This is a genomic window from Streptomyces sp. VTCC 41912 (assembly GCF_045799175.1).
GTDB lineage: Bacteria > Actinomycetota > Actinomycetes > Streptomycetales > Streptomycetaceae > Streptomyces > Streptomyces albulus_C.
Genome location: NZ_JBJMAB010000055.1, coordinates 1 through 24,513, shown reverse-complemented (window position 1 = coordinate 24,513; position 24,513 = coordinate 1). Strand labels below are relative to the sequence as shown.

The following is a 24,513-nucleotide window of genomic DNA, read 5'->3' as shown; positions in this document are numbered from 1 at the left end:
TCGCGACGCTTGGTCGGCGGGAGAGATGCCTCGGTCGCGGATCAGGGCGGGCGTCGGAAGCAGGCACAGGCGGAGGTGGATTGGTCTTGGGCTTCCTTGACACTGGAGATCCTGCCTCTGGACAGTTCGTCCGGCTGTGGGCGTCGATACAGGTTCGTAAGCCGTCGGCTCCGACTCGCCCCACCGGCGCCTGCCTGTAGCCCGACGCTACGCGCGCGGACACCCTGGGTTCGCGCCTGGCGCGTGGCGACAAAGGCTGATCCTGATGTTAACATCAGTTTAGGGAGTGGCTACCTAGGTTGTCTCGGATGAGGTTCCTCCCGGTGTCCGCCTGATGGCATGTTGGCCATTCGACTGAGGCGTCGACATCTCGCATGAAGTGCTCGCGCGCCAAAAGGTGTTACATGTCTTCCGCCAACATCAATCACGACTCTTGCCAAATCCAAGCGCAGCGGCTGGATCCCCGACGCTGGATCGTTCTCGCGATTCTTTCGGGAAGCCTGCTGCTGATCGCGATGGACACGACAATTCTCAACGTCGCGTTCCCCTCCCTCGTCTCGGACCTCCAGCCAGGCGCGGTTGAGCAGTTGTGGATCATTGACGTCTATCCCCTTGCTCTCTCCGGTCTCCTCGTCACGGCCGGCGCGATGGGCGACCGGCTGGGGCGCAAGCGCATGCTTCTCATCGGCTTCGGGATCTTCGCCGTAGCCTCACTGCTGGCCGTTTTCTCTGCGGCGGCGTGGCACGTGATTGCGGCTCGCACTCTGCTTGGCATCGGCGGCGCGGCGATCATGCCGTCAACGCTATCGATCCTGCGGCACGTCTTCATCGATGCTCGCGAGCGGGCCTTCGCCTTCGCAGTGTGGGCGGGTGTATTTGGCGGTGGCATGGCTCTGGGCCCTGTCGTCGGGGGACTGCTGGTCCAAAACTTCGGATGGCAGTCGGCCTTTCTTGTCAACATACCTGTCGCTGCGCTGGTGGTGGCTTTCGGTGCCTGGTTTCTCCCTGAGTCCTCCTCGCCACGCAGCGGTCGCTGGGACTGGTGGGGTGTGGCGCTGTCCATCGTCGGAATGCTCGCGCTGGCAGGCGGTATCAAGCAGCTCGGTAAGAGTGGCGTTGCCACGCCTCTGCCATGGGTTCTCTTGCTGGTGGCCGTTGTCACGCTGACGGTGTTCGTGCGGCGCCAGCTCGCGCTGGAGAGTCCGTTGCTCCAGGTCCGTCTGTTCGCGAACCGGTCGTTCAGCATCGCCGCCGCAGCCATTCTTCTCTGTATGGTCGGCATGGGCGCGGTGCTGTTCCTGGCCACGCAGTGGTTCCAGTACGGCCAGGGCTACTCCCCGTTGGAGGCAGGCATCCGGCTGCTTCCCGCCTCGCTCGGTCTGATCGTCACCTCGATGATCGCTCCCTCGCTGATGCAGCGTTTCCCGATCCGGCACGTCCTTGGCCTCGGCCTGGTCGTCGTGGCGTCCGGGCTCGCCCTGCCGTGGATCACCCAGCAGTTCACGGAGATCGGCTATCTGACAGTGGCTGTGGCCCTCGCCATCCTGGGACTAGGGGTCGGCATCTCCACCACGGTGGCGTCGGTGACGCTGATGGCCGCTTCTCCCGCCCACGAGGTGGGCGGTGCCGCAGCCATCGAGGAGACCTGTTACGAACTGGGCGCCGCGCTCGGCGTCGCCATCCTGGGCAGTCTCGCCACCGCGCTCTACCGGGCCAACCTTCCTGCTCTTGGCCTCGACGCCACGGCCTTGCGCGCCGTACGGAACTCAGTTGGCGAAGCCGCGGAGGTGGCCCATGGCATCGGCGGGAGTGCTGGCCATACCTTGTTGAATGCGATCTCGGGGGCTTACACGGCAGCCATCACTCCAGCGTTCCTCATCGGAGCCGTACTGGTTGTGTCGGCAGCGGTCATGACGTGGGCGTGGATCCCTCGAGACCTGTCTCCCACAAAGAACGCACATTGACGCCGGGCCCCACATGGTCGGTAGATGGTTGGGCTGGCCATGGGGATGGCGTCGGGCCGGACGAGTTGCGCGTCGACCATATCGACGATGCCGGCGATGAACCTCTCGGCAGTGCGAGGCGCCCGGGCGCGCAGCACCGATACCGATGACCGCCAGGCGGTGTTCCTTAACTGGGCTGATGAACCGGGCGTTCGTTCCCCCAACTGGCCGACCAACATCTCCACTCTGGCCGCTCTGCGGGCAGAGTGGTACTCCACCGCGCCCGAACCACAGCCCAGGTCACGACCAAGCCCGCGGTCCCGCCCTAGATGTCGGCAAGCACAGAGCACTCCACAGGGAAGGATGAAGGTGATGTCTGCCCAGACTCCGGCGGATTTGGGGTTCCGCATGCCCGCCGAATGGGACCCGCACGAGCGGACCTGGATGGTCTTCCCCGGGACACGTAGCATCGGCCCGAACCCGAAGGACCAGCAGGACCCCGAGCTGCGGCGCTGCCGGGAGATTTGGGTAAGGATCGCGAACACGATCGCCCGCTATGAGCCGGTGACCATGCTGGCGGACCCCGTCGACGCATCACTGGCCCGATCACTTCTCTCGGAGCGGGTCTCCATCGAGGAGCGGCCCGTCGACGACGCATGGATGCGGGATGTCGGCCCGACCTTCCTGACCGATGGGAACGGGGAGCTGGCAGCCACCGGTTGGACGTTCAACGGTTGGGGGCAGCGTCCTTGGGCGTCTGCGCACCACAGCCGGCACCACGCCCAGCAGGTCGCCGAACTGGCGCGGGCGCATTTCTTCACCTCACCCCTCGTGAACGAGGGAGGTGCCATCCATGTGGACGGAGAGGGCACGGTGCTGCTCACCACCACCGTGCAGCTGGACCCGCACCGCAATCCTGGCTGGACGAAGGAACTGGTCGAGCAGGAGGTGCACGCCCATCTGGGCACGCGCAAGGCGATTTGGGTGCCACGGGGGCTGACCGCTGACTATGCGGGGTATTCCACTCGCGGCCATATCGATCTGCTTGCTGCCTTCGTCGCCCCTGGTGTGGTTGTCGTGCACGATCAGGACGACCCCACCCACCCTGACCACACGGTCAGTCAGGAAACCCTCAGGCTGCTGCAGGCAGCAACAGATGCCCAAGGCCGCCCCCTGCGTGTCATCCCGTTGCCGGCACCCCATGTGCAGTATCACAGCGATGGGGAACTGGCTGACTTCACCTACCTCAACCACTACCTGGCCAACGGTGCGGTCATTCTCTGCGCCTTCGACGACCCTCGCGACGAGGAAGCCGCACAGGTCTTCCAGGATCTATTCCCCGAGCGGACCGTGGAACTGGTCGACTGCCGGGGTATCTTCCCCTACGGTGGCGCCATCCACTGCATCACCCAACAGCAACCCACCCCCTGAGCCCGCCCGCGGCACTGCTGCTCGAGCACTCTGGAGGAAGTGCTGCCGCGGGTCGGTCTGCGGCGCAGGTTGCATGACGATGTGCGGGGCCTGCTGGGACTGGCGTGACGTCCGGGACCCGCTGGAAACCGTATCCGGTGCGAACAGGTCTGAAGTGGCCCCTGTGGGCAGACTCGGCGCTTCGGGACCGACACAGCTCTCCCAGCGGGATGGGCATACCGGTCATACCTGAGAGCTATCCCTCAGCTGGGCTCTGCGGCGTGATGCCGACTACAACGCGTGATCCGTAACTTTCTCTTCACCAGGCCGGTGAGATCCACCGACCTGGTGCGAGCGGAAGGGCACGGCGTCATGCGGAGCAGAGGAATGAGTGGGCGACTGCGGCGTGGGCTATTGGCCCTGCTGGTGGCCGGGTCGGTGGTCGTGCCTGTCTCGGCCGTTGCGCCCGCGAGCACCCCGGCGCCCGCTCCTGCCGCCGTGCCTGCTCTCTCACTCGCATCGCTGGATGCGCGCTATACGACCCAGCGTCGCGCTATCGGCGAGGCCGCTGAACTGGCGGGACAGTATGGAGATGGTCGACGGGCGGCGAAACTCAAGGCGTTGGGCACCCCAGAGCGACAGTTCCTGTCGTTCGACGGGCGGGGCTCCGGTCGCGCTGTGGAGGTGCTGGGGGATCTGCGGACCGCCGACCGGGTCGCGGTACTGGTTCCCGGCTCCGATACGAGCCTGGACACCTTCGGCCCAAGCGGCACCGCGTACAAGACGCTCCGCGGCTCGGCCCAGGCGGTGCACGAGGAGATGCGGCGGAGCGCGCCGCGCGGGCACAGCGCCGTGGTGGCCTGGCTCGGCTACCAGCCTCCGCGGACAGTAAGCACCGACGTGCTGACCACCGGCCGCGCCGACGAGGGCGCAACCGAACTGCGACGCCTCGTCAGCGAGTTGCGCGCCGCTACCCCCTCCGCCCAGGTCTCACTGCTGTGCCATTCGTACGGCTCTGTGGTGTGCGGGCGGGCAGCGAACCAAGCCGGCGGGCTACAGGTCGCGAACATCGTCCTGTACGGCAGCCCGGGCACCAGCGTGGACAGCGCCGCCCAGCTGCACACCACGGCCCGCATATGGGCGGCCCGCGGAGCGCAAGACTGGATCAAGAACGTCCCCAACATGCTGCTGGGTGTCCTCGGGACGACGGTGGGGTTCGGCCCCGACCCGGTCTCGCGCGGCTTCGGGGCCCAGACCTTCGACGCGGGCGACGCCCGGCACAGCGATTACCACCGCCCCGGCTCCCGATCCCTGCACAACCTCGCGCTCATCGCGCTCGGCCGTACCCCAAAGGTGCCCCATGGCTAACCTCAACCGACTCCGAGCCCTGACACGACAGATCGACGCCGCGACCCCGGCCGGACGGGACCGGGCCGTCGACGCGCTCCGGGCCTGCGCCATCCTGGGAGTAGTACTCGGCCACTGGCTGGTCACCGCCCTGGTGGCCAAGCCCGGCGGGGCCGGAGCAGTCGGGACACTCACAGGCGACAGCCCCCTTCGGCACATCCCGTGGCTCGCGCCCATCTCCTGGATCTTCCAAACCCTGGCCGTCTTCTTCCTGGTCGGCGGCCATGTCGCCGCCAAGAGCTACGCCTCGGCGGCTAAACGCGGCATGGGATACGGCGCCTGGGTGCGGCAGCGGCTGATCCGGCTGGCCAGGCCCGTCGCCGCGGTGCTGGGACTATGGACGGTGATCGGCGGCACGTTGCTGATCTTCGGGGCACCGCCGGAAACCGTGCGCGCCCTGACCAAACTGGTGCTCTCGCCGCTGTGGTTCCTTTTGGTGTTCGCCGGGCTCACCGTCGTGACACCGCTGGTAGCCCGTCTCCACTGGCTGTGGCCGCTCGCTGCGGTGATGCAGGTGGACCTGATCCGCTTCGGGTTCGGCGGGCCAGCCTGGACCGGCTGGATCAACGTAATAGCAGGCTGGCTGGTGCCGTACTGCCTCGGCACCGCCTGGACACGCGGGGAATACGCCCGGCCAACCTCCGGACTGGGCCTGCTGATCGGCGGAGCAGCTGCCACCACCGGGCTCGTCCAGTGGGGCGGATACCCCGCCAGCATGGTCGGCGTCCCGGGCGCCGAGATATCGAACCTCAACCCGCCCACCCTGGCCGCCGTCACCTTCGGCCTGGCCCAAGCCGGACTGGCGCTGCTACTACGAGAACCGCTGCGCCGGGCCATGCGACGCCCCTGCGCCTGGACCGCGATACTGCTGGCGAATCTCTCCGCCATGACGATCTTCCTGTGGCACCAGACCGCAATGATGGCTGTGACCAGCATTTTCCTTCCGCTCGGCACAGTCCCGGGGCTGCACACCGCACCCGACAGCCTGGGCTGGGCGCTAGCCCGTCTGGCCTGGGTACCCGTGTTCGCCGGCGCGCTGGCCATGTGCTGGGCCGCGTTCCGAATGGCCGAGCAGCCCGCGCGGGCAGGCCTGGCTCGCGGACGCCCTGCGCCAAAGGAGAAAGCGGCACTCGGGGCATCCGCGGCTGCGCCGAGGGGCGAAATGTCTAAGGTTGATCCTATGAGCACGGCAGGTGAAGCGGGATGAAGGCCGAACGCAAGAACTTCGCGGAACGCATCGTCTGGACCGCACGGTCCGCCCTGCGCACCCTCAGCGAGGACCTGTTCTCCCTTGCCCCGCAGCCCCTGCCACCGCTGTCCCGGCCCCGCTGGCTGCGCCGACTGCCGCACGTCGCCCTCTGCATCGCCGCCGTGGTCCTCACCGGCCTTGGCTGGGAACTCGCCCACACCTACCCCTCCGGGGTCTCCACCGAATTCATCTGGCTCCTCGCCGCCGGCCACGCCGCAGCCCTCGTCGTCGCCCTGAGCCGCCCGATGGCGGGCTGGTGGATCTCCGTCACCGCCGCAGTGGTGACCGCCCAGACGGTGTTCCCGCCCGAAAACAGCCATGGGCTCTGGCCGTGGACGTATCCCGGCGTGGTGATCCACTCACTCGTGCTGTTCCTGGTGGTACTGCGTTCCCGGCCCCGGGTCTCGGCCGAAGTGCTGCTGCTGTCCGTGCTGGTCACCGTGGCGCAGACTGCCGGGACGTCTGATTACGCCCAGTACATGCCGGGCGCGGGGCAGGCGGTGCTGCTCTTCACCATGGTCGTGATGGTCGCTGCCGCGCTGCGCGGGCGCCGAGTGGCTCGAGCACAACTCGCCGAACAGGAGACGCTCACGGCCGAGGAACGGGCTCGGCGCACGCTGCTGGAGGAGCGCAGCCGAATTGCCCGTGAACTGCACGATGTGGTGGCCCACCACATGTCCGTGATCTCCATCCAGGCAGACGCCGCACCACACCGCGTCCCAGACCCGCCCCAGGAACTCACCGCCTCCTTCGCCGTCATCCGCGAGAACGCCCTGGAAGCCCTGACCGAACTCCGGCGCATCCTGGGCGTGCTGAGATCCGAAGACCCCGAGGCAAAGGCGCCTCAAGCCCCCCAACCCACCCTCGCCCGACTGGAGGACTTGTTGAACAACGTCCGCACAGCAGGGCTGACCGTGGCCTCCAAGGTGACCGGCCCAGCCCGCCAGCTCCCACCCGGCGTCGCGTTGACCGGATACCGCATCGTGCAGGAGGCCCTGAGCAACGCGATACGTTACGCACCCGGATCCGACGTACGCGTGGAAGTGCACTACACACCGCAGGGCGCGTACGTCCGGGTCGTCAACAGCCCGCCGGACGGCGAGCCGCGACCCTCCGCGGGCGCTGGGCATGGCCTGTTGGGCATGCACGAGCGGACGACGATGCTCGGCGGCGACCTGGCCGCCGGCCCCACCCCCGAGGGCGGCTACGAAGTGGCCGCCTTCCTCCCGGCCCCAGCCGCCATCGGCGCCGCCGCCGGTATGAGCGAGAGCACTCCGACATGACCAGCACGACCATCCGCGTACTGATCGCCGACGACCAGGCCCTGGTCCGCGAGGGATTCACGGTTCTGCTCAACACCCAGCCGGACATCGAAGTGGTCGGCACCGCTGTGGACGGCCGGGACGCCGTCACCAAGACCGCAGCACTACACCCCGACGTCGTACTGATGGACGTCCGGATGCCTGAGCTCAACGGCATCGAGGCAACCCGGAGCATCACCGAGAATCCGTCCACCCCCAGCAAGATCCTCATCCTGACCACCTTCGACTTGGACGAATACGTCTACGAGGCGCTCCGCTCAGGCGCCAGCGGCTTCCTCCTCAAGGACACCTCGGGCTCCCAACTCGCCGAGGCCGTCAGGGTGGTGGCGGCCGGCGACGCATTGCTGGCACCCAACGTCACCAAGCGACTGATCGGCGAATTCTCACGCATGGGCGCCCCGCGGTCGCCGAAGCGGGACCACATCGACGAGCTGAGCAAACGGGAGACGGAAGTGCTCGCCCTGATCGCCCAGGGGTTGTCCAATGCGGAGATCGGCGCCCATCTAGTCGTCGCCGAACAGACGGTGAAGACCCATGTCGGCCGCATCCTTGGCAAGCTTGGGTTGCGGGACCGTACCCAGGCAGCAGTATTCGCGTACGAGTCGGGGCTGGTGACGCCACGGACATGAGGGCGCGGCGGCACGATGGCCTGCGGGGGCCAAGATCAGCTGCCCTCGGCCGCCGGTGGCGACCAGCGTACTTCTGCGGTTGAAGTGGCTGGGACTGCAAGCGGTGCATCCGTTGCACCAATCCCAGACGTTACTTGACATTGACTCACCCGAACTGTCAGGGAGGCCAGTTCGAACGCTACGCGGACGTTGCAGCAGTGCACTGTGCCAGCCGACGCCGGCCTTCTTGTCCGGCGCTCGATCGGCAGGTGGTCAACAAGAAGGTTTGGGTCGTTGGCGAGAGGAACGGCTCGTCTACGCGGTTTAGGCGATGATCTCGTCCTGTTTGTCGAGATAACGTACTGATGTTAAAGTCAGTCCGTGAAGGTGATTCTTCCCCTTTCGGTCACCCCAGCCGCCAGACGGAGACGGTTTGGCCCCGTCCCATGCAAGGCAGTGGGGTACAAGAAGGAGCGTCGGATAGCCGGGTACATCACACGACAGGGAAGAGACACTGCAACTCCCTCTAGGACGGCACGAGATGGCAGCATCAGCGATGCGTACAGCGGCCCCCGCCGCACTGCGCGGTGTGCTGCTGCTTCTCATGCTGGTTGTGGGAGTGCTGTGCCTGGCGGGGCCCATTGACCATCCCCGGGCTGTCGCAAACAACGATCGCACCGTCGTCGCGACAGGGACGACGGCATCAGTCAGCCACCAGGACGGTACGAAGCCGTGCGGCCACAAGGCGGTGGCGGACTCAACCGCGTACCGGGCTGAGAGCCGGCACTGCTCACCGTCCCCCGACGTGTCCGCCCCAGCCTGCCCCCACGTCGAGTTCACTACGTGGCTCTCCCACGCCTCATCAGGACGTGGAGGGCCCACGCCACCACCCATACCCCCTTCACCCCCTGAGACGCTCCACTCCGTTCTGCGGATCTAGACCGATCCCCTGCGTGATCGTGTCCCTTCCCTACCGGAACCGGAGCTCTTCAGCATGCCCAACTCCCGGCGCTCTCTGAGCCGGGCGATCACGGCGTTGCGCTCGTGGCAGAGCCGTCAGCGGATCGTTGCCGCCGGCGGCGCCCTGACCACCACGCTCGCAGTCGGCGTGCCCACCGCCGTCGTGCCCACCCCGCTGTTCGCTCGCACGGTGCCCGTGCAGTGGTGGAACTACCCCACCCTCGCTGTGACGGCGGTACTCGCCGGCATCGTCCTGAGTACCTATGTGCGTCTTGGCACAGCAGAATCACAGCCGCGTAAAGACCGCGAGAAGCGACTCGGAGCCATCGGCGGAGTACTCTCCTTCCTCGCCGTCGGCTGCCCCATCTGCAACAAGCTCGTGCTCATCCTCCTGGGCACCTCAGGGGCCCTCAGCTACTGGGCCCCCCTGCAACCGTTGCTTGCGTTGGTCTCCATCGGGCTGCTCATGGAAGCGGCCCTGAGCCGCTTGTCCATGCAGACGCAGTGCCCTCTCCAGGCCCGGCGTTGACCCAACTCACCTTTCCTTTACCAGCCATCTTCTTCCGCTCAAGACCAAAGGCTTCCCATGACCAAGTCGACTTCTCCTGCTCGCCGCACCCGCATACGGGCCGCCGCGGCCATCGCAGTCCTGGCGGCTGCCGCCACCACTGCGGTGTTCGCCCTCACGATGAACGACTCCGCCGACCACAACAGCGCAACTGAACGCGTCCAATCCGGCCCCTCTGCTCCACCCAACCAAGAACTGCTGGCCCTGGCTCGCCGCGACGGCGCCGACCCCATGGCACTCGGCCGCGCCGATGCCCCGGTAGTCATGATCGAGTACTCCGACTTCCAGTGCCCGTTCTGCGGGAAGTTCGCCAGGGACACCAAGCCTGAGCTCCTGCGCTCGTACGTGGACAAGGGCGTCCTGCGCATCGAGTGGCGCAGCTTCCCCATCTTCGGCAAGGAGTCGGAGCGGGCTGCACTGGCCAGCTGGGCAGCCGGTCAGCAGAAGAAATTCTGGGAGTTCCACGACGTTGCCTACAGCAAGGAACGCAAGCGCAACACCGGTGAGTTCAGCGACGAGAAACTCGTTGACATGGCGCGCAAGGCCGGCGTCAAAGACCTGGAACGCTTCAAAGCGGACTTGAACTCCAACAAGGCCCGAGAAGCCCTGCGCACCGACAAGAACGAGGCGCACGACCTTGGGGTAACAAGTACCCCCGCCTTTTTGATCAACGGCCAGCCGATCCTAGGGGCCCAGCCGACGTCTACCTTCAAGGACGTCATCGAGGCAGCGGCGAAGGAGGCCGCCAAGTGAATGACGTCAGCTTGGTCATGGCGTTCTTGGGCGGGCTGCTGGCTTTGCTCAGTCCGTGCAGCGCACTCCTCCTGCCCGCCTTCTTCGCGTACTCCTTCACCAATTACACCAAGCTCGTCGCCCGCACCGGCCTCTTCTACGCGGGTCTTTGCGTCACTCTTGTTCCACTTGGCGTGGCCGGATCATTCGCGAGCAAGCTGTTCTACGGCCACCGAGACACACTCATCACCGTCGGCGGCTGGACGGTCATCGCCCTCGGCATCGCACAGATCGCAGGGCTCGGTTTCGGCTCCCGCAGGATGGCAGAAGCGGCGGGACGTCGCCGCACAGGGTCGTCGCTGTCGGTATTCGCCCTCGGCGCGGTGTACGGACTTGCCGGATTCTGCGCGGGGCCGATCCTCGGCGCCATCCTCACGGTCGCAGCCATGGGAGGCGACCCTGCTTACGGCGGAGTCCTCTTGGCCGTGTACGCCCTCGGGATGGCGGTACCCATGTTCGTCTTGGCCCTGCTCTGGGACCGCTTCGACTTGGGCCGCAGGCGCTGGCTACGCGGAAGAGCCTTCCAGATAGGCCCCCTGCCCCTGCACAGCACTTCACTGATCAGCGGCTTGCTGTTCATCACACTCGGCACAGTCTTCCTGCTATTCGAAGGGACCTCGGCACTGCCGGCCTTGATTGGCACGGACACGGAATTCGCCTTGGAGGAGTGGCTCACCAGCATCGGTAGTGCTGTGTCCAACAAGCTGGTGTTGCTCTCTTTCGCTGCCCTGGCCGGGACCCTTTCGGTCGTTGCCTTGGCGCGAAGCCTCCGACGTGGCAAGACTCTCGCTAAGCCAACGGTCGACGACCAAGAGCCCTGAAATTCCGGCCAGAGTCATGATCACTACTTCGGCGGACGCTGGTGGGGAGTCGAGGTGTGATGTGAGCTGGGCTGTCGCGGATCGGCCCACAACTGGTATCCGTGGTGCGGGGGTGCCTCAACGGCGTTGGCCCGGCCGACCAGCAGGCCCTCGTCACCGCTCTCAGGCCCGTCGACCAGTTCAGCCGAACACCCTGGACGACCTCGTACAGGTACGTCACCAGTTCACATCAGAGCCCAGAGGCAAGGCTGCCCCGAGCGCTCGGCGCAAGCACAGCGACAGCGCCAGCACCCTCCTCTGCTCAGACGACGCTGACGGCGGTGATTAGAAGGCGGCTCTGTGCGCCGGTTCGCGGTCCTGAACAGCCAGCACGCGGGCAGGGCAGCCACCGTCATGACCGGCTCGAGGAGTAGCGACGACGAACGCGAGAAGCTGACCGACCGGCCCGCCGGCGTACGAGGCGCTGGTCCCGGACCCTGGTACGCGGGCCAGCAGCGCGACGTGCTGGATGCGGATTAGCTGCGCGCCGCCACCGACGAGGAACGGGTGCTGGGTGAGGTTCCCCCGGCGTTCGGCAGGTGCTGGTCAGCTGCTCAGGGCGGGTTGACGGAGTTTCAGGTCCGTTCGCTCGGCCGTTGCCTGCTTGGTGTAGTGCTTCTCTTCGAACTCGATCGGGCTGAGCCAGCCGAGTCGCTCCTGGATGCGCCGACTGTTATAGAAGCCGTCGATGTACTCGAAGAGTGCGAGGTTCCCCTCGGCCCGCGTGGCGAAGGCTCGCCTGAGCAGGCCCTCGGTCTTGATCAGCATCCACAGGTTCTCGGCGAGGGCGTTATCGTAGGAGTCCCCGACCGACCCCATGGACGCCTCAATTCCCGCTCGCATCAAGCGGGTTGTGAGCTTGATGGATGTGTATTGACAGCCGTGGTCGGCGTGATGAATGAGCGTTCCGGGTTCGATCTCTCGGCTGGCGAGCGCGTACTCCAGCGTGGTCAGCACCAGGCCGGCGTCCGCGTGGGCGGAGGTCTCCCAGGCTACGACGCGGCGGGAGAACGCGTCGCAGATCGCGGAGAGCCACAACGCCCTCGCCGGTGGAGATCATCGTCAGGTCGGTGACCCACAGCCGGTTCGGGCCCTCGGCTGTGAAGTCCCGTTGCACCAGGTCCGGGGCGAGGGTGGCCTTCGGGGCACGGCGCGTGAAACCGCTCTTGCGACGCGGGCTGATACCTGCCAGGCCGTCCTCGCGCATCAGCCGTTCGACCCGCTTGCGCCCGACGTGAACACCCTCGCGCTTGAGCGCGGCGTGCACCCACGGCGAGCCGTAGATCCCGCGGAATTCGGCGTGGATCTCCTTGCTCCGCTCGGTCAGCTCGACGTCGCGGCGCCGCCGTTGGCACGGTTCGCGCACGGCCTGGCGCCAGCGGTAGTAGGTGGAGGAGGCGATGTGCAGTTCCCGGAGTACGGGCTCGACCCCCAGGTTGGGGTGCTCGTCGAGGAGCGCGGTCACCTGGGCCGGGTCGGGTCGAACTCGGCCGCGAAAAAGTGGAGGCCGTCCGCAGCACCTCGTTCGCCCGCTTGAGCTGGGCGTTCTCCTTGCGTAGCTCGGCGAGCTCGGCGAGCTCGCCGCGCTCGTCGGTGGTGAGCCGGTCGTCACGCTCGCCGGCATCCGCCTCGGCCTGTCGGATCCAGCCGCGCAGGGCCTCAGGGTGCACTCCGAGGTCGACGGCGAGCTTCTTGATCTGGGGCTTCGGATCGGCGGTGAGATACATCCGTACCGCACGCTCACGCAACTCCAGCGAGTACTTTCTGGGGGCGGCCATGGTCGATGTTCTCCTCATAAATCCCATCTGACTCTCTGTCAACACCCTCCGCATCTCGGGGGAACCTCAGGGACACACGTAGTCGATGGGCATTTAGGCCACCTTCGACTCTCCATGGCAGGCGTGTGAGCGCTGGGGCGTCACGATGGTGTGGTGGCACCGGCAGGAGCGGCAACGTAAGGACCACTGAAGACATCGGACTCATTCATCTAGTAGTGCTTCGTTAGGTTGGGTTGGTCGTGTGGCGGCCTATTCGGGGTCGGTCCGGTAGATCGCGATGGCAGGTGGGGCATGCGCCGGCCCAGCACAGCAGCAGGTCCTGCATGGTCTGGAGGACTTGGTAGAAGGTCAGGCCGGCGCTTGAGCTTTTGGGTCCAGGCGCCGGAGGGTGAGAAAGGCGTGGGCGGCGGTGACGAGGGTGACGTGGTGGTGCCAGCCGCGCCAGGTGCGGCCCTCGAAGTGGTCCAGGCCCAGCCCGTGCTTCATCTCTCGGTAGTCGTGCTCGATCCGCCAACGGACATTCGCCATCCGCACCAGGTGCCGCAGTGCGGTGTCGACGGGCAGGCTGGTCAACCAGTAGTCAGTGGGTTCGTCGTGGTGGGGCGGCCATTCGGCGATCAGGGTCTCGACTGGGAGGACGCCGTCCCAGCTGGCGCGCCCGCCTGCCTTACCCAGCGCGGCCTTCTTCGCCGCGACGCCTGCCGGGCGGACCTCCATTGCCATGAATCGGCTGGTCATCGCGCCTGTGCTGCCCTGCCGCCAGGTGCAGTGTCGCAGCCGACGTCGACCAGCCTGCGTGACCAGGTTTTTGAGCGATCGCACCGGATCGCGGTACCGGGGCAGCCGCGGGGCTCCCATCCGCCCGATGCGTTCCGGCACTGTTGGCACCGCCTCGCCGGGATGGGCGCTGGTGTCCGGGCGGACGGCGACCACGTAGTCCAGCCCGCGCTCGGCCAGACCGGTTCGGAAGGCGTGCATCTGGCCGTATCCAGCGTCGGCCACGACAACCTGGCCAGCTAGCCCCCACCCCAGTGCCTCATCGATCGCGTCCAGTGCCAGCCGCCACTTCTCCCGGTGCCTCACCTCTTCGGGTATCCCGGCCTTCGTTCGGCGTTCATCATCGGGGTCCGCCCACTCCTCGGGCAGGAACAACCGCCACGTCAGCGGCACCGATGCCGCATCGGTGACCGCATGCAGACTCATGCCCACCTGGCACAGCGACTTCTTGCCCAGGGCCCCACACCACTGTCGGGCTGCTCCGGCCGACTGATCTCCCGCCTTGGGGAAGGAGGTGTCGTCGATCACCCACGCTTCGGGAACGACGGCTTCACACAACTTCGTCGCGATGGCCCGCAGCACCGGGGTGTGGTCCCACGGCGACTGGCTGACGAACTGCTGCAATGCCTGCATGTTGCCGTCCGGAAGTCGCTCGGCCATCGGCTGGATGGACTTGCGTCGCCCGTCCAGCATCAGCCCGCGCAGGTAGCAGTTCCCCCATCCGCGCTGGTCCTTGCGCTTGAGCGGCGAGAACACCTCAGCCACGAACTCGCCGATAGAGTCCCCGCAGTTGCTCGACCTCCCCGAGATCCACGAGCGGCAGCATGCACCACCATGGACCGTGCGATCAAATCAACCTAACGAAGCACTACTAGGCCGTGCGGGGCACGCTCGCACTGGGCGAAGTGAAATTCCACTGCACCCCGTTGGGGTAGCCAACTCGCGCTATGCCCATGGCCGTTACAGGGTCGTGTCCAGGCGAGTCATGCCGCCCAGCAGGACCAGGGTAGGCAGGCGAAATACGCCATGGAGGTCGGCGTCGAAAAGGGCACGAACCGCCAGGCCCTCACCGGCAGCCGCCGCGTCCGGTGCCGATGGGCTCAACCGCATTCCGGTGGGGCACATTGGCACCGGGCCCCCGCGGGAGTTGGAGTGGCCAAGGCTTGGGCGGTCTTGTGGTCTTCGAGGCGCTGGACGGTCTCCCCGGTGCCCAGGATCGCGGCGACTAGGGCGAGGATGATTTCGCTGGGTAGCCCGGGTACGTAGTGGGCGAGTAGGGCGATGGCGGCGGTGACGATGGAGTATAGACGGGCGTTGTGGGTGCGGATGAAGGTGGACATGTGGATTCCAGTGTTGGTCGGGGGCTTGGTGCGGGGGCATGACCGAACGAAGGGCAGCGAGCGAGCGAGCGAGGGAGCCGGTGCCACCGGTCACGGGCTGCCGCCGTCGATGGGGGAGCGGCGTGACGAGTTTCTGTATGCCAGAGATGATGAAACGGCAGTAACGCGTGTCCGCACGGATGTCCGGAGGCGCGTCGATTCCCCCGATGTGGTTTGGAAGTCAGTTAGCGTATGCGCCTGGCACCCTTGACGGTGTACTCCGTCGCGTGCCACTCGGCGAATTCCCGGATCAGGCACTGCGAAAGGGAGTTCGGGCGAGTCTGCAGCAGCCGCGTCAGGTCGGGGCTGATCGCTTCCATGCAATGCCGGACGGTCCCGTAAGAGTGTCCTGCAGTGCTGGCGGGCCACTCGCGCTGCCACTTGCCGACGAAGGTGCGGAAGGCAACTTGCCCTTGAGGGTCAAAGTGCAGCTGTCGTCATCCGGACTGCGGATGATGGGCGCGGCCAAGGCATCGAACTCCCAGCCCCGATGGAAAGTCTTCCGTGTCGTACGTATACGCGAACTCTAGGACTCGACACCGAGGCAAGCGCGTACAGGAGCCTTCTTTCGGCACGGCAAGTGCTGTCGCAGTCGATCGACGGACCATTGCGACGGAGGGGATCGAGCCCCTCACGCTGGAGCGTACGGAACATCCTGATCTCATGCAAGGCATCTTTTTCCCAGTCGAGTTGGCCAGGGCTCGCCAAGAGAGTCGTCATCGCTCTCGCGAGGAGATGCGAGGCCACAAGAAGACCCCAACGCCAATTGGCGGGCCAGGGTGTTCAACGAGCCGCTGCCGGCGCAGAACTCCACGAGACGATGTGGGCTTCGCCATAGGCCCGAACCTGGCTTAAAAGTCAGTCATATGCCAGCATCGATCACATGGCGCCGAGGGGCATTCCGGTGCACCTCTTGAGCTGATGAGGCGTCAGTTCGCCTCGTTCGCTCACCTCTTTCCCGCTTTTCCTCATCTACCCTCAGCAGCCTTCTTGGGGGAAGTCCGTGAAACTTGTTACTCGCCCTACATGGGGTGCACGCACCCGTATGCAGCACCCCGGAACTCTCACAACGGCCCGGGGGGTGAAGGTCCATTACCTAGGTACCTTTCACAGTTCCCGCCCGCACGATAAATGCGCGTCCGCGGTCCGCGGTATTCAGAATCACCATATGGACAGCAATGGTTGGTCCGACATTGCCTACAACTATCTGGTATGTGAACACGGTTATGCCTTCGAAGGGCGCGGCGCGGGCACACGATCCGCCGCCAATGGCAACACCGCCCTGAACGCTGGCCACTACGCGGTGTGCGCCCTGCTCGGCTCGTCCGGGCTCACCCGGCCGTCACCGGAGATGCTGCACGGCCTGCGGGATGCCATCGAGTACCTGCGTGCCCGGGGCGCCGGCAGCGAGATCAGGGGGCACCGAGACGGCTATGCCACTGCCTGTCCTGGCCAGTCCCTGTACGACTGGGTACAACGCGGTGCTCCGCGCCCCGGCAGCGAGAAGCCCACGGGAAAGCCCACGGCTCCAGCGGGTGGCGGGGGAGCGTACTCCCCGCCAGCCTTCCCCGCCGGGATCGCGCCGAACAGGACTCGCCCCTCCGCCCGAGGACTGCAGCGCGCCCTTAAGGCTGCCGGGTACATGTCCTCCGATCTTCCCGAGGTGGACAACTACGGGCCGCGTACCCAGGATGCTGTCGCCCAGTTCCACTGGGTCAACCCCATCTACCGGTCCCGAGGTGCCACCCGCGATGCCGCCATCGGCCCCAAGGGCTGGGCCCACCTGCACCGCCTCGCCTACGGCTAATGACCCGCCTCAACGCCCCCACGCAGATTCTCTTCTCCTTGCCTACACGGCGCATTGGCTGTCCGACCCTAGTGCGCGGCCGCAGCGCCTACGCGCCGAGCCGGTCGCCGCCCATCCACGCTACGCCCGGCTATCGCAACGAGGGAGCCCGGTGCAGCTGCCGCTCCCCGGCAGAACTAATTGACATCACCTGTTTCATGAGAAAGGGAAAACCATGCTGTACCTCCTCGCGGATACCGCAAACCCGGCGTTTGGCCCCGGTGACGAGATGATGGAGAGCGGAAAGCTACTGGCTGCGTCCAGGGCCCAGGTCGACGCGTACACCGCTGCCGTCCTGAGGCAGGGAGAGATCAAGCTTGACAAGATCCAGAACCTCGAGAGGTACCAGATGGAGGCCCGCGAGCATGCTCAGAGCTGGCAGGCAGATGTCTCGACAGGTCTCATAGCAGCCAACACCGAACTGATTAGTTTTGCCAACACCTTTGATAGTTACTATGCCCCGCTCTACTCGCTCGCTGGCGGCATCACAACTGGCAATAATCGTGCCGAGTTCATCAGCGGGCTAGAGACGCTCGTCCGGCAGGTCAGGCGTCAACAGGACCACACGGCACAAGCCAGCAAGAAGCTCACGTCGTTCACCCGCAACATTCACAACGACTACGGCAATTTCCAGGATCTGGTCCAGCAGGCACGCTCCGTGTACGAGGGCGATAAGGGAGAGCTCGCACGCCTTGAGGAGCTCGCGAAGACGCTGACCGACGGGATGAAGAAAGATCAGACGATCATTGCTGTCGGCTGGACCGTCGTAGCAGTAGGCTCCATCACGATCTTGGTGGGCCTGCTTCTCCTGCCAACTGGCTACGGGGTGCCGATCCTCGTTGGCGGCATGGTTGCCACCGGTGGTGGAGCTGTAACAGCCGCCATCGCTACCGAATCCTACAAGGCCAAGGCGAAGGAGCTACGTGAGACCTTGGTTCAAATCAGCACGATCCACGGGGAACTTGCTGTACTCCATGCGATCGAAACACAGTTCAGTAGTCTTTCCACCGCGAATGAGCAGGCATCGCAACATCTGCGGGCGATGGAGAACACGTGGGCCGAGCTCGGAACCCGATTCAAAACTGTCATCGACAGTTTGAAGGACGGCGCTAACCCCGACGCCGGAATCTTCCTCCGCGCCCAGTTGGATGCCGCTAAGCGGAATTGGGTCGGCACGCGGGAGAGCGCCGATCTCATCAGCAGGCAGCTCACGAACCTCCCCGTGAATGTGCAGCTGGACCAGGCGGCCTGAGAATGACCTCCGCCATCATCTCGGATGTAACAAAGGCTGCCCAGGCCGTTCGCGACATCCGCATTGACGCTGACGACATCTCATCCGCGGTGGCAGCGCACCTGGTAACGGCCCAACAGCATGCAGAAACCTGGCTGACTACCACACAGTGCCAGATCAAGGAATCCCTGCACAATACCCAGAAATTCATCAGAATTTACTTGTCCAGGACCGCACCACAGCTCCGCGACGCCTACACGGGTGTGGAGCGCGGGGACGATGACGCGCGGAGCTTCTTCGGTCACGCTCTACAGGACGCGATGATGTCGTTTGAGCAACTCCAAAGAGAGCTCAGCCGCAGCACGAAAAGCACCAATGCCATCTTCAACTCGCTAAGTTCGGACGCTTCGAAGTTCGTCGGAGATCTGGCTGAGGTCCGTGCGCAAGCCAACGCTAGCTTGGAGCTGCTCACGGAGCTCCGGCGAAAGATCTCGTCCCTGGTTGACATCATCGGCCTTGTCGAGGAAACCCGTAAGTATCCGTTCTACCCTGCTCTCATCGACCTAGACGGCGCGAAAAAGCACCTAGCTGAGCTGACGAAGGAATCCGAACGGAGCTACAAGCTGGCCAGTGCTTTCGCTGCCCTGTCCAACTGTCTCGCCCAGCTCGTGGAATCCGTCGGACTCGCCGTTGCAACCCTGACCGCGCTCAGCAACGCCATGAAGGATGTATCTGGTCGAGCCGGCAACGTCCTGTCCGCCATATCGGATACCTCCCTGTGCCTCAAGGGGTTCGTCGTGGCGCAACTCACCTTGATCGAGCGGGAGTTCGAGGGCCTCGCCCGACAGTTGAACGCCCTGCTTGACGAATCCTGATAAGCCCTTTCGCCCTTCACTAAGAGGACTACGCATGAACCTGAATATATCAGTACCCAGCCTGTCCGAATCAGCTGTTGAGGCGCTGTTCGCCAGCCACCAGCTCGTGACTGTTGCGGCCACCGGGGTCGCCCGTCAGCCGGAGCTGAGCCTGGACCTCGTGCCCACTCTGGCCCGTGGTCAGGCCGTTGCCCGTGAACATGCCTTCAGCTGGCGGGCCAGCTACCATCAGGCGCTGCTGCAGCCTTTGACTGATATTCAGAGCTACGCCAACACCTACGACGCCTACCTGCCTTATCTGACCAAGCTTGCCGCTCAGCCAGACGATGCCGAGGCCCTAAATCAGTTCCGCAATGGGGTGCGCGTTCTCCAAGGGCAGGCATCGAGGCTTCAAGGCTCACTGCCCAACAGTAAGGCTTTCCTCGGAATCTTCCGCCAGGGTGTTGACGACGACGACGCGGGTTTTGCCTCTGACGCGAAGCATGTGGAGGCGAACTACCAAGGGCCGCAGGGAGACGTAGCGAGGATCCGGGCTGCGCTGGAAGAAATCGACGGACGACTGGCGCAGAGCAACCAGGTCATTGCCGAGATGACGGCCAACGCATTCCGGGGAGCCCTGGTCTCGGCAATTGACTTCGCCGTCGAGATTCAAAACTTTGCCACCTACAAGACCGTTGTCCAGGCGGGTCTTACCTTCGCCCGGTCCGCCGTAGCCAAGGACGCGTCCGCCCTCACTCGAGATGCCGTTGCGTTCTTCCAGGAAGCGGGGAAGGTTCCCTACGTCTTCTCTGGAGTGCAGAAGCGTTTCGGCGAGCTGATCAGGCCTAAGGCTCTGGACGAGGCCCAAGATGCAGCAGAACAAGCGCGCAAGGACATCGCACGGTATGGCGACGAGATGCGAAAGCTGACCTCCAGCCAGCTCCAGCTCGGTGTCTTCACCACCGTGCACAGCAACGTCAAACGCATGTCGGGTGCCGCTCATCAAGCGTCTTCCTCCCTGGATGACGCGTACGAGTTGTGGGAGGAAGAATTGTGGCGCCTTAAGCATTGGGATGCCCTGGCCCAGGGCTCCTCTGCCGCGGAGCTGCCGAATCACCTTAATGTCGCGGCGGCAGAGTGGGTTGTCCGTGCGGACGCCTCCCGGCGCTACATGGCTCTCCTGACCAGTGTCCCGGCTGAGATCGACCAGACGACGTGATCCTGTAGCAACCTCTACGCCTCCTCACATTCGTGGCCCGGGACGCCTCCATGTTCCGGACCACGGCAGTCCGCCAAGAGCTGCCGCGCTTCTTCCAGGCTGCCCTCTACTTGACCTTCGACTGTCACCGAGGGGCGTTTTGCCGCAAATCCAAGTGATGCTGAGGACGTGCCAGGTCCCTGCTCCGACTCCCTGCCAGAGCGTAGAGAGGATGAGCCGCGCGACTTTGCGATTCGCCAGCTGACTGGATGCCTTCCTGGGCTCCGAGGAGTAGGCCGAAGATGGCGAAGTTGAGTCAGGCAGGAGAGACGACGGGCCTGGCGACAGAGGTGTCCCTGGGTGCGCAGTGCATCATCAGTTCGTTCTAAGCCGCACCACAACCGAACGACGCCGGGGCCCGCTGACAGCGGGCCCCGGCGTCATGCATGCAGCGATCTACGAGGGCAGTTCCCACAGCTTCCTGAGCGCACGGAATGGGCTGGCCCCGTCAAACTGCGCCCGGACATGAATCTGCCATGCAGCGTGAGCCGCGTCGTCCAGCCAACGGCACCCCAAAAAGGGCGCCGGTGAGCACATCCCGCTCGACCCGGGCCCCATGGCCCGCACTTCCACGCCGGCCAGGACGGCGAGGAATCCCACGTGCACACCCACGCGCACGGCCAGGACCCGGCGCATGCAGGGCACAGCGCGTGAGCGGACCGACCCGCCTGAGCGTCGTCCGCACGGGTAGCCGCAGCCGGGTCCCCGGCACGACCGGGCATCTGACGGCGCGGACCATGGAGCAGGACGCCCACGGCGCCCGGGGTGCTGGGGGAACCGGCTTCCCCGCGCTCGCCGAGATCCGGTCTCGGGGAACAGCCGACCGGCGGATGGCGGCAGCGCCGATTGCGACCCGGGCTTCGCGTAAACGACCCCTTCCGGGAGCAAGGTCGGCAACGGACGCCAGGGCCGATCCGGGTGCCCGATCAGTTCTCAGAACTCGTTCTCACTTAAGTGGCGCCGCGCCATGCGGCGAGCCGGTGAGGCATCGAGGATGACCTCCCCAGTGGAAGGTTGCAGGTAGGCGACGTGATATCAACCACGTGAAGATCTCTTACCAGTTGGCAACCGGGCCCGCCCGGGCCGCGTGGATCCCACGTAAGAGATCACAGAGAACTGATGTTGCGTCAACCTGGGAGAATCCCTTGCGAACCCACAAGTCCGCCGCCATCGCCGTCGTCGCCGTCGCGGCCGGCCTGTCGCTCACCGCCTGCAACAGCGACGGCTCGACCTCGGGCAGCGCGAGCGCCAGCGGCGGCGCCTCGGCGAGCGCCACCGCGGCCGCCGGTACGAACGGCGGGGCGACCGGTGGGTCTCCCCAGGCCGAGGCCGACGGCTCGGGCTCCGATTCGGGCGGCGGCAGCGCGCAGGCCGCCGGCGGCAGCGGCGGCGGCTCGATATGCCACGCGTCCGACCTCAGCGGCGTCCGCGCGAGCAGCAAGACGACCGGCGGCGCCGAGGTGCTCACCACCGTCCGACTGACCAACAACGGTTCCAGCAGCTGCAGTATGCACGGCTTCCCGGGGGTCGACCTGAACTTCCAGGGCGGCGGCTCGGACAGCGCCACGCGGAGCGACACCTCCCCGGTCTCGGTCACCCTCTCGCCCGGCCAGTCGACCACCTTCCAGCTGATGACCCCCTACAACAACAGCGGCGGCACCGGCGTCAACGTGACCAGCCTGACGGTCACCCCGCCGAACGACACCCACCAACTGACCGTGCGCCAACCGCAGATCAACCTCGCCGTGACGGACGGCTCCAACAGCAGCCCCAAGAACATCCAGGTCGGCCCGGTCGGCGGCAACGTCGACTGACCCCCGGTCAGACGTGGCCCCCCGCCAGCACGTCGTCCGCGTCCACGGTGCGGTAGGCGTAGCCCCACTCGGCCAGAAAGCGCGGGCGGGGGGCGGCGAAGTCCTGGTCCACGGTGTCCCGGGCGACGACCTACGTGATCAAATCGCCGGCGCCCGGGGCGTCAGCGTCGTGAGGCCATACGAGCCCAGGCGGCCGAGTTGTTCGCGCGATGCGTCCCGGCTCCCGGACCCGGCTGCGCCACTGCCTGCGCGCCCACCCCGCGGGCAAGGGGCAGCGCCGCAGCATGGTTGAGCGGGACTTCGTCGCGCTGATCGATGGCGCCCACCAGCTCGTGAAGGCGCCGCTCGTGCTGGTGCGGGACCGTCTCAACACCCATGTTTCCCTCAAGATGCGGAAGGTGATCGCCGAGCGCGACTGGCTCAAGGTGTTCCTGCTGCCCGCCTACTCGCCCGACCTCAACCCGGCCGAAGGTGTGTGGGGACACGCCAAACGCAGCCTGGCCAACCTCGCCGTCATGGCCTCCAGAGCACAGCGCCGCCTCGGAGGTCAGCCGCTGCGGGTCGCCCAGACCTCGACGTACGGGCCCCGGTCTACACCGTCGACCACGAAGCCCGTACTGGCCACCACGGCGGCGAACTCATCCGGGTCCCAGCCCGATAAGTCCCGGTCGCGCATGGAGCCGTCGTCCACCCGCGGCACCGGTAAGGCGCCGACCCACAGGGCCCGGTAGTTCAAGTTGGCGGCCTCGGCGGTGTCATCGTCGGCCAGGCCCCGGTCGATGAAGTCGAGCAGCGGTTGCGAGGCGCCCAGTCGGACGAGCGCCGTGGCGGGTGAGGTCCTGGACGCCGACGTGTCAGCGCACCCAGTCCTTCAAGGCTTCGGTGTCCAGACAGAACCCGACGGGTGCGGGCAGTGCGATGGTCTTGCCGAAGGGGCGTCGGGTGAGTTGTGCGTACGCGTGGCCGTCCGGTTCGCTGTAGACGAGGGTTTCGCAGGACTCTCGGTCGATGAGGAGGTAGATCGGGATGCCCGTCTGCGCGTACGCGCTGGGCTTCTCCTCGCGGTCGCGTTTGTCGGTGTCGGTGTCGTACGCCGTGACCTCGACGACCATCAGCACCTGGTCGGGGTCGGCCCACTCCCCTTGGCCGGCGAAGGAGCCCTTCACCGCGAGGGTCCCGTCGGGCTTGGCGTGGCCTTTGCGGTCGGTCTCGATCTTCAGGCCGCGTTCGGGGTAGAGCCACAGGTCGGGGCGGTGTTGCATACAGCGTTCCATGAGCCACCGGATGATCTCGTCGTGGTCGCCGTCCGGCGCCGCCTTGACCCCCAGCTTTCCGTGGATGAACTCCATCCGGACGCCCTCACGCTCAGCGGCGGCAGCGATGCGCTCGAACTCCTCGGCCAGCATCTGCGGCCGGTTCTCCATGACCGTCACCACACACCTCCCGGCTTTCAGCCGAGGGCGGCCGGCGACAGCACGGAGGGTTACCCTCGACGCCGGTGTCGGAGGCGAGGTGGGCGACGTCGGTACTCTCCTGGGGCGGTCGCGCATGACCACGGTGTAGATGCCGACCCGCAGGCCCAGCTCGGAGCCCCGCTCGCTCAGCAGGACGCAGATTCGGTCCAGGGCCTCGCGGTGGCCGACTGGCCCGGACGGGGACGGCCACAGCGGGTCGTTGGGGGGGGCTGCGTCCGCGCTGTCGGGAGACTCCGTCGACGTCGAGCTGGACGAGCCGCCGGGTGATGCCGGGGCGGGGGAGAGACACGCTGTTGGTCGCGGTGGCGGGCGGGCCCCCACCTGGCCACAGCTCCGTACGAGGCGGGTGGAGCCGTCTCACCCCGTCTCACACATCTCTCACAAACGAGAGCGCACGGGAGCAGGCGGGAACCTCTGACCTGGACCTTCGCTGTCGCCACGGACCACGGTGGACCACGTGGACGTTACGTAGGCCACGTGCAAAGCGGTGGCCAGCACGACGCCGCCCTGGAAGCCGTCGCCCGGCGAGAGCTGGCCGTGCGCGACGATGTACACGCCCACCACCAGGGTGATCGGCAGCAGCAGAGCGCCGAACAGCAGCGTGGTCGGCATCACCTGCTCCAGCTCGTCGTGGCGGTGGCGTTCGTCGCGGGCCTGGCGCAGCAGGACGGTCGCCCCCCCCAACACGGTGCCGAAGAGGATCATCTCCTCGCCCAGGGTGTCGAAGGCCCGAACATCGAAGTTGATCGAGGAGACGACGTTGGCGGTGCGGTGGCCCAGAGCCGCCGTCATCGCCCGCTGTCGGTAGGAATGGTCGGATGTTCCGAACGAAGGCAGGTGGACGCACGCGGCCGTGAAGAAGGCAGCGACCGCCAGGGCCGCGACCAGGAACATGACCAGCCTGGCGCGCGTCGTCACCCGCGCTCCTGCTGCTCGGCGCCGCCACGCCCGTCCGGGGCGCGGCCGTTCGCGCCGGTGGGGC

Annotated in this window: 18 protein-coding genes and 4 pseudogenes; 15 read left to right on the top strand and 7 right to left on the bottom strand. The window is 66.0% G+C overall.

Translation table 11 applies throughout. The features are described from left to right. Positions 1-404 precede the first annotated feature (404 nt). The 9 genes from ACJ6WD_RS38295 to ACJ6WD_RS38255 all read left to right on the top strand — a co-directional run bounded on the left by ACJ6WD_RS38295 (position 405) and on the right by ACJ6WD_RS38255 (position 11,080). Positions 405-1,964 carry an MFS transporter gene (locus ACJ6WD_RS38295; RefSeq protein ID WP_407617567.1) on the top strand — a complete coding sequence of 520 codons (1,560 nt, stop codon included), beginning with the start codon at positions 405-407 and terminating at the stop codon, positions 1,962-1,964. Positions 1,965-2,315: 351 nt separating this feature from the next. Beyond that, complete coding sequence (locus ACJ6WD_RS38290) at positions 2,316-3,374, top strand: agmatine/peptidylarginine deiminase (protein ID WP_407617566.1); 1,059 nt, start codon at positions 2,316-2,318, stop codon at positions 3,372-3,374. Positions 3,375-3,974: 600 nt separating this feature from the next. After that, entirely contained in the window at positions 3,975-4,721 is a 747-nt protein-coding gene (locus ACJ6WD_RS38285; RefSeq protein ID WP_407617565.1) for an alpha/beta hydrolase, read from the top strand. Further along, a complete protein-coding gene (locus ACJ6WD_RS38280; protein WP_376555018.1) occupies positions 4,714-5,967 on the top strand; it encodes an acyltransferase in 1,254 nt (417 codons plus the stop codon). Before ACJ6WD_RS38285 ends, ACJ6WD_RS38280 begins: the two co-directional genes overlap by 8 nt. After that, positions 5,964-7,292, top strand: a complete 1,329-nt coding sequence (locus ACJ6WD_RS38275) for a sensor histidine kinase (protein WP_376555016.1) — start codon at positions 5,964-5,966, stop codon at positions 7,290-7,292. The genes ACJ6WD_RS38280 and ACJ6WD_RS38275 overlap by 4 nt, the downstream gene beginning before the upstream one ends. Continuing rightward, on the top strand, positions 7,289-7,960 hold the full coding sequence (locus ACJ6WD_RS38270) for a response regulator (RefSeq protein WP_407617564.1): 672 nt from the start codon (positions 7,289-7,291) through the stop codon (positions 7,958-7,960). The genes ACJ6WD_RS38275 and ACJ6WD_RS38270 overlap by 4 nt, the downstream gene beginning before the upstream one ends. Positions 7,961-8,933: 973 nt before the next feature. Next, positions 8,934-9,428: a hypothetical protein gene (locus tag ACJ6WD_RS38265; RefSeq protein WP_376555010.1), complete on the top strand. Its 495-nt coding sequence runs from the start codon at positions 8,934-8,936 to the stop codon at positions 9,426-9,428. 57 nt (positions 9,429-9,485) lie between these two features. Beyond that, complete coding sequence (locus tag ACJ6WD_RS38260) at positions 9,486-10,220, top strand: DsbA family protein (protein WP_376555007.1); 735 nt, start codon at positions 9,486-9,488, stop codon at positions 10,218-10,220. Between the two features lie 17 nt (positions 10,221-10,237). Next, entirely contained in the window at positions 10,238-11,080 is an 843-nt protein-coding gene (locus ACJ6WD_RS38255) for a cytochrome c biogenesis CcdA family protein (RefSeq protein ID WP_376555131.1), read from the top strand. A 585-nt stretch (positions 11,081-11,665) separates the two neighbouring features. Here ACJ6WD_RS38255 and ACJ6WD_RS38250 read toward each other — a convergent pair. The 5 genes and pseudogenes from ACJ6WD_RS38250 to ACJ6WD_RS38230 all read right to left on the bottom strand — a co-directional run bounded on the left by ACJ6WD_RS38250 (position 11,666) and on the right by ACJ6WD_RS38230 (position 14,488). After that, positions 11,666-11,962 carry an IS3 family transposase gene (locus tag ACJ6WD_RS38250; protein ID WP_376555128.1) on the bottom strand — a complete coding sequence of 99 codons (297 nt, stop codon included), beginning with the start codon at positions 11,960-11,962 and terminating at the stop codon, positions 11,666-11,668. Between the two features lie 18 nt (positions 11,963-11,980). Next, positions 11,981-12,157: pseudogene (locus ACJ6WD_RS38245) on the bottom strand (DDE-type integrase/transposase/recombinase); the annotation flags it as partial. 139 nt (positions 12,158-12,296) lie between these two features. Continuing rightward, positions 12,297-12,743: pseudogene (locus ACJ6WD_RS38240) on the bottom strand (IS3 family transposase); the annotation flags it as partial. Continuing rightward, positions 12,703-12,846, bottom strand: a pseudogene (locus ACJ6WD_RS38235) (transposase); the annotation flags it as partial. The pseudogenes ACJ6WD_RS38240 and ACJ6WD_RS38235, both read right to left, overlap by 41 nt. A gap of 399 nt (positions 12,847-13,245) precedes the next feature. Then, positions 13,246-14,488 (bottom strand): annotated as a pseudogene (locus ACJ6WD_RS38230) (IS701 family transposase). A 1,733-nt stretch (positions 14,489-16,221) separates the two neighbouring features. Between ACJ6WD_RS38230 and ACJ6WD_RS38225 the strand changes: the two are divergent. From ACJ6WD_RS38225 to ACJ6WD_RS38200, 6 genes are all read left to right on the top strand, one after another. Then, positions 16,222-16,860 (top strand): N-acetylmuramoyl-L-alanine amidase, encoded by a 639-nt coding sequence (locus ACJ6WD_RS38225; RefSeq protein WP_407617563.1) that lies wholly within the window; start codon positions 16,222-16,224, stop codon positions 16,858-16,860. A gap of 214 nt (positions 16,861-17,074) precedes the next feature. Then, positions 17,075-18,151: an HBL/NHE enterotoxin family protein gene (locus tag ACJ6WD_RS38220; RefSeq protein WP_376555002.1), complete on the top strand. Its 1,077-nt coding sequence runs from the start codon at positions 17,075-17,077 to the stop codon at positions 18,149-18,151. 2 nt (positions 18,152-18,153) lie between these two features. Further along, positions 18,154-19,005, top strand: coding sequence for an HBL/NHE enterotoxin family protein (locus ACJ6WD_RS38215; protein ID WP_407617562.1), 852 nt, complete (start codon positions 18,154-18,156; stop codon positions 19,003-19,005). 34 nt (positions 19,006-19,039) lie between these two features. After that, positions 19,040-20,203 carry an HBL/NHE enterotoxin family protein gene (locus ACJ6WD_RS38210; protein WP_376554997.1) on the top strand — a complete coding sequence of 388 codons (1,164 nt, stop codon included), beginning with the start codon at positions 19,040-19,042 and terminating at the stop codon, positions 20,201-20,203. A gap of 1,184 nt (positions 20,204-21,387) precedes the next feature. Continuing rightward, entirely contained in the window at positions 21,388-22,056 is a 669-nt protein-coding gene (locus ACJ6WD_RS38205; protein ID WP_407617561.1) for a DUF4232 domain-containing protein, read from the top strand. A gap of 209 nt (positions 22,057-22,265) precedes the next feature. Next, positions 22,266-22,787 (top strand): transposase, encoded by a 522-nt coding sequence (locus ACJ6WD_RS38200; RefSeq protein WP_376554991.1) that lies wholly within the window; start codon positions 22,266-22,268, stop codon positions 22,785-22,787. A 123-nt stretch (positions 22,788-22,910) separates the two neighbouring features. Here ACJ6WD_RS38200 and ACJ6WD_RS38195 read toward each other — a convergent pair whose 3' ends face one another. Together ACJ6WD_RS38195 and ACJ6WD_RS38190 are read right to left on the bottom strand one after the other, a co-directional pair. Then, positions 22,911-23,480, bottom strand: a complete 570-nt coding sequence (locus tag ACJ6WD_RS38195; protein ID WP_376554988.1) for a Uma2 family endonuclease — start codon at positions 23,478-23,480, stop codon at positions 22,911-22,913. A 429-nt stretch (positions 23,481-23,909) separates the two neighbouring features. Further along, a complete protein-coding gene (locus tag ACJ6WD_RS38190) occupies positions 23,910-24,449 on the bottom strand; it encodes an MnhB domain-containing protein (RefSeq protein ID WP_407617560.1) in 540 nt (179 codons plus the stop codon). Positions 24,450-24,513 lie beyond the last annotated feature (64 nt).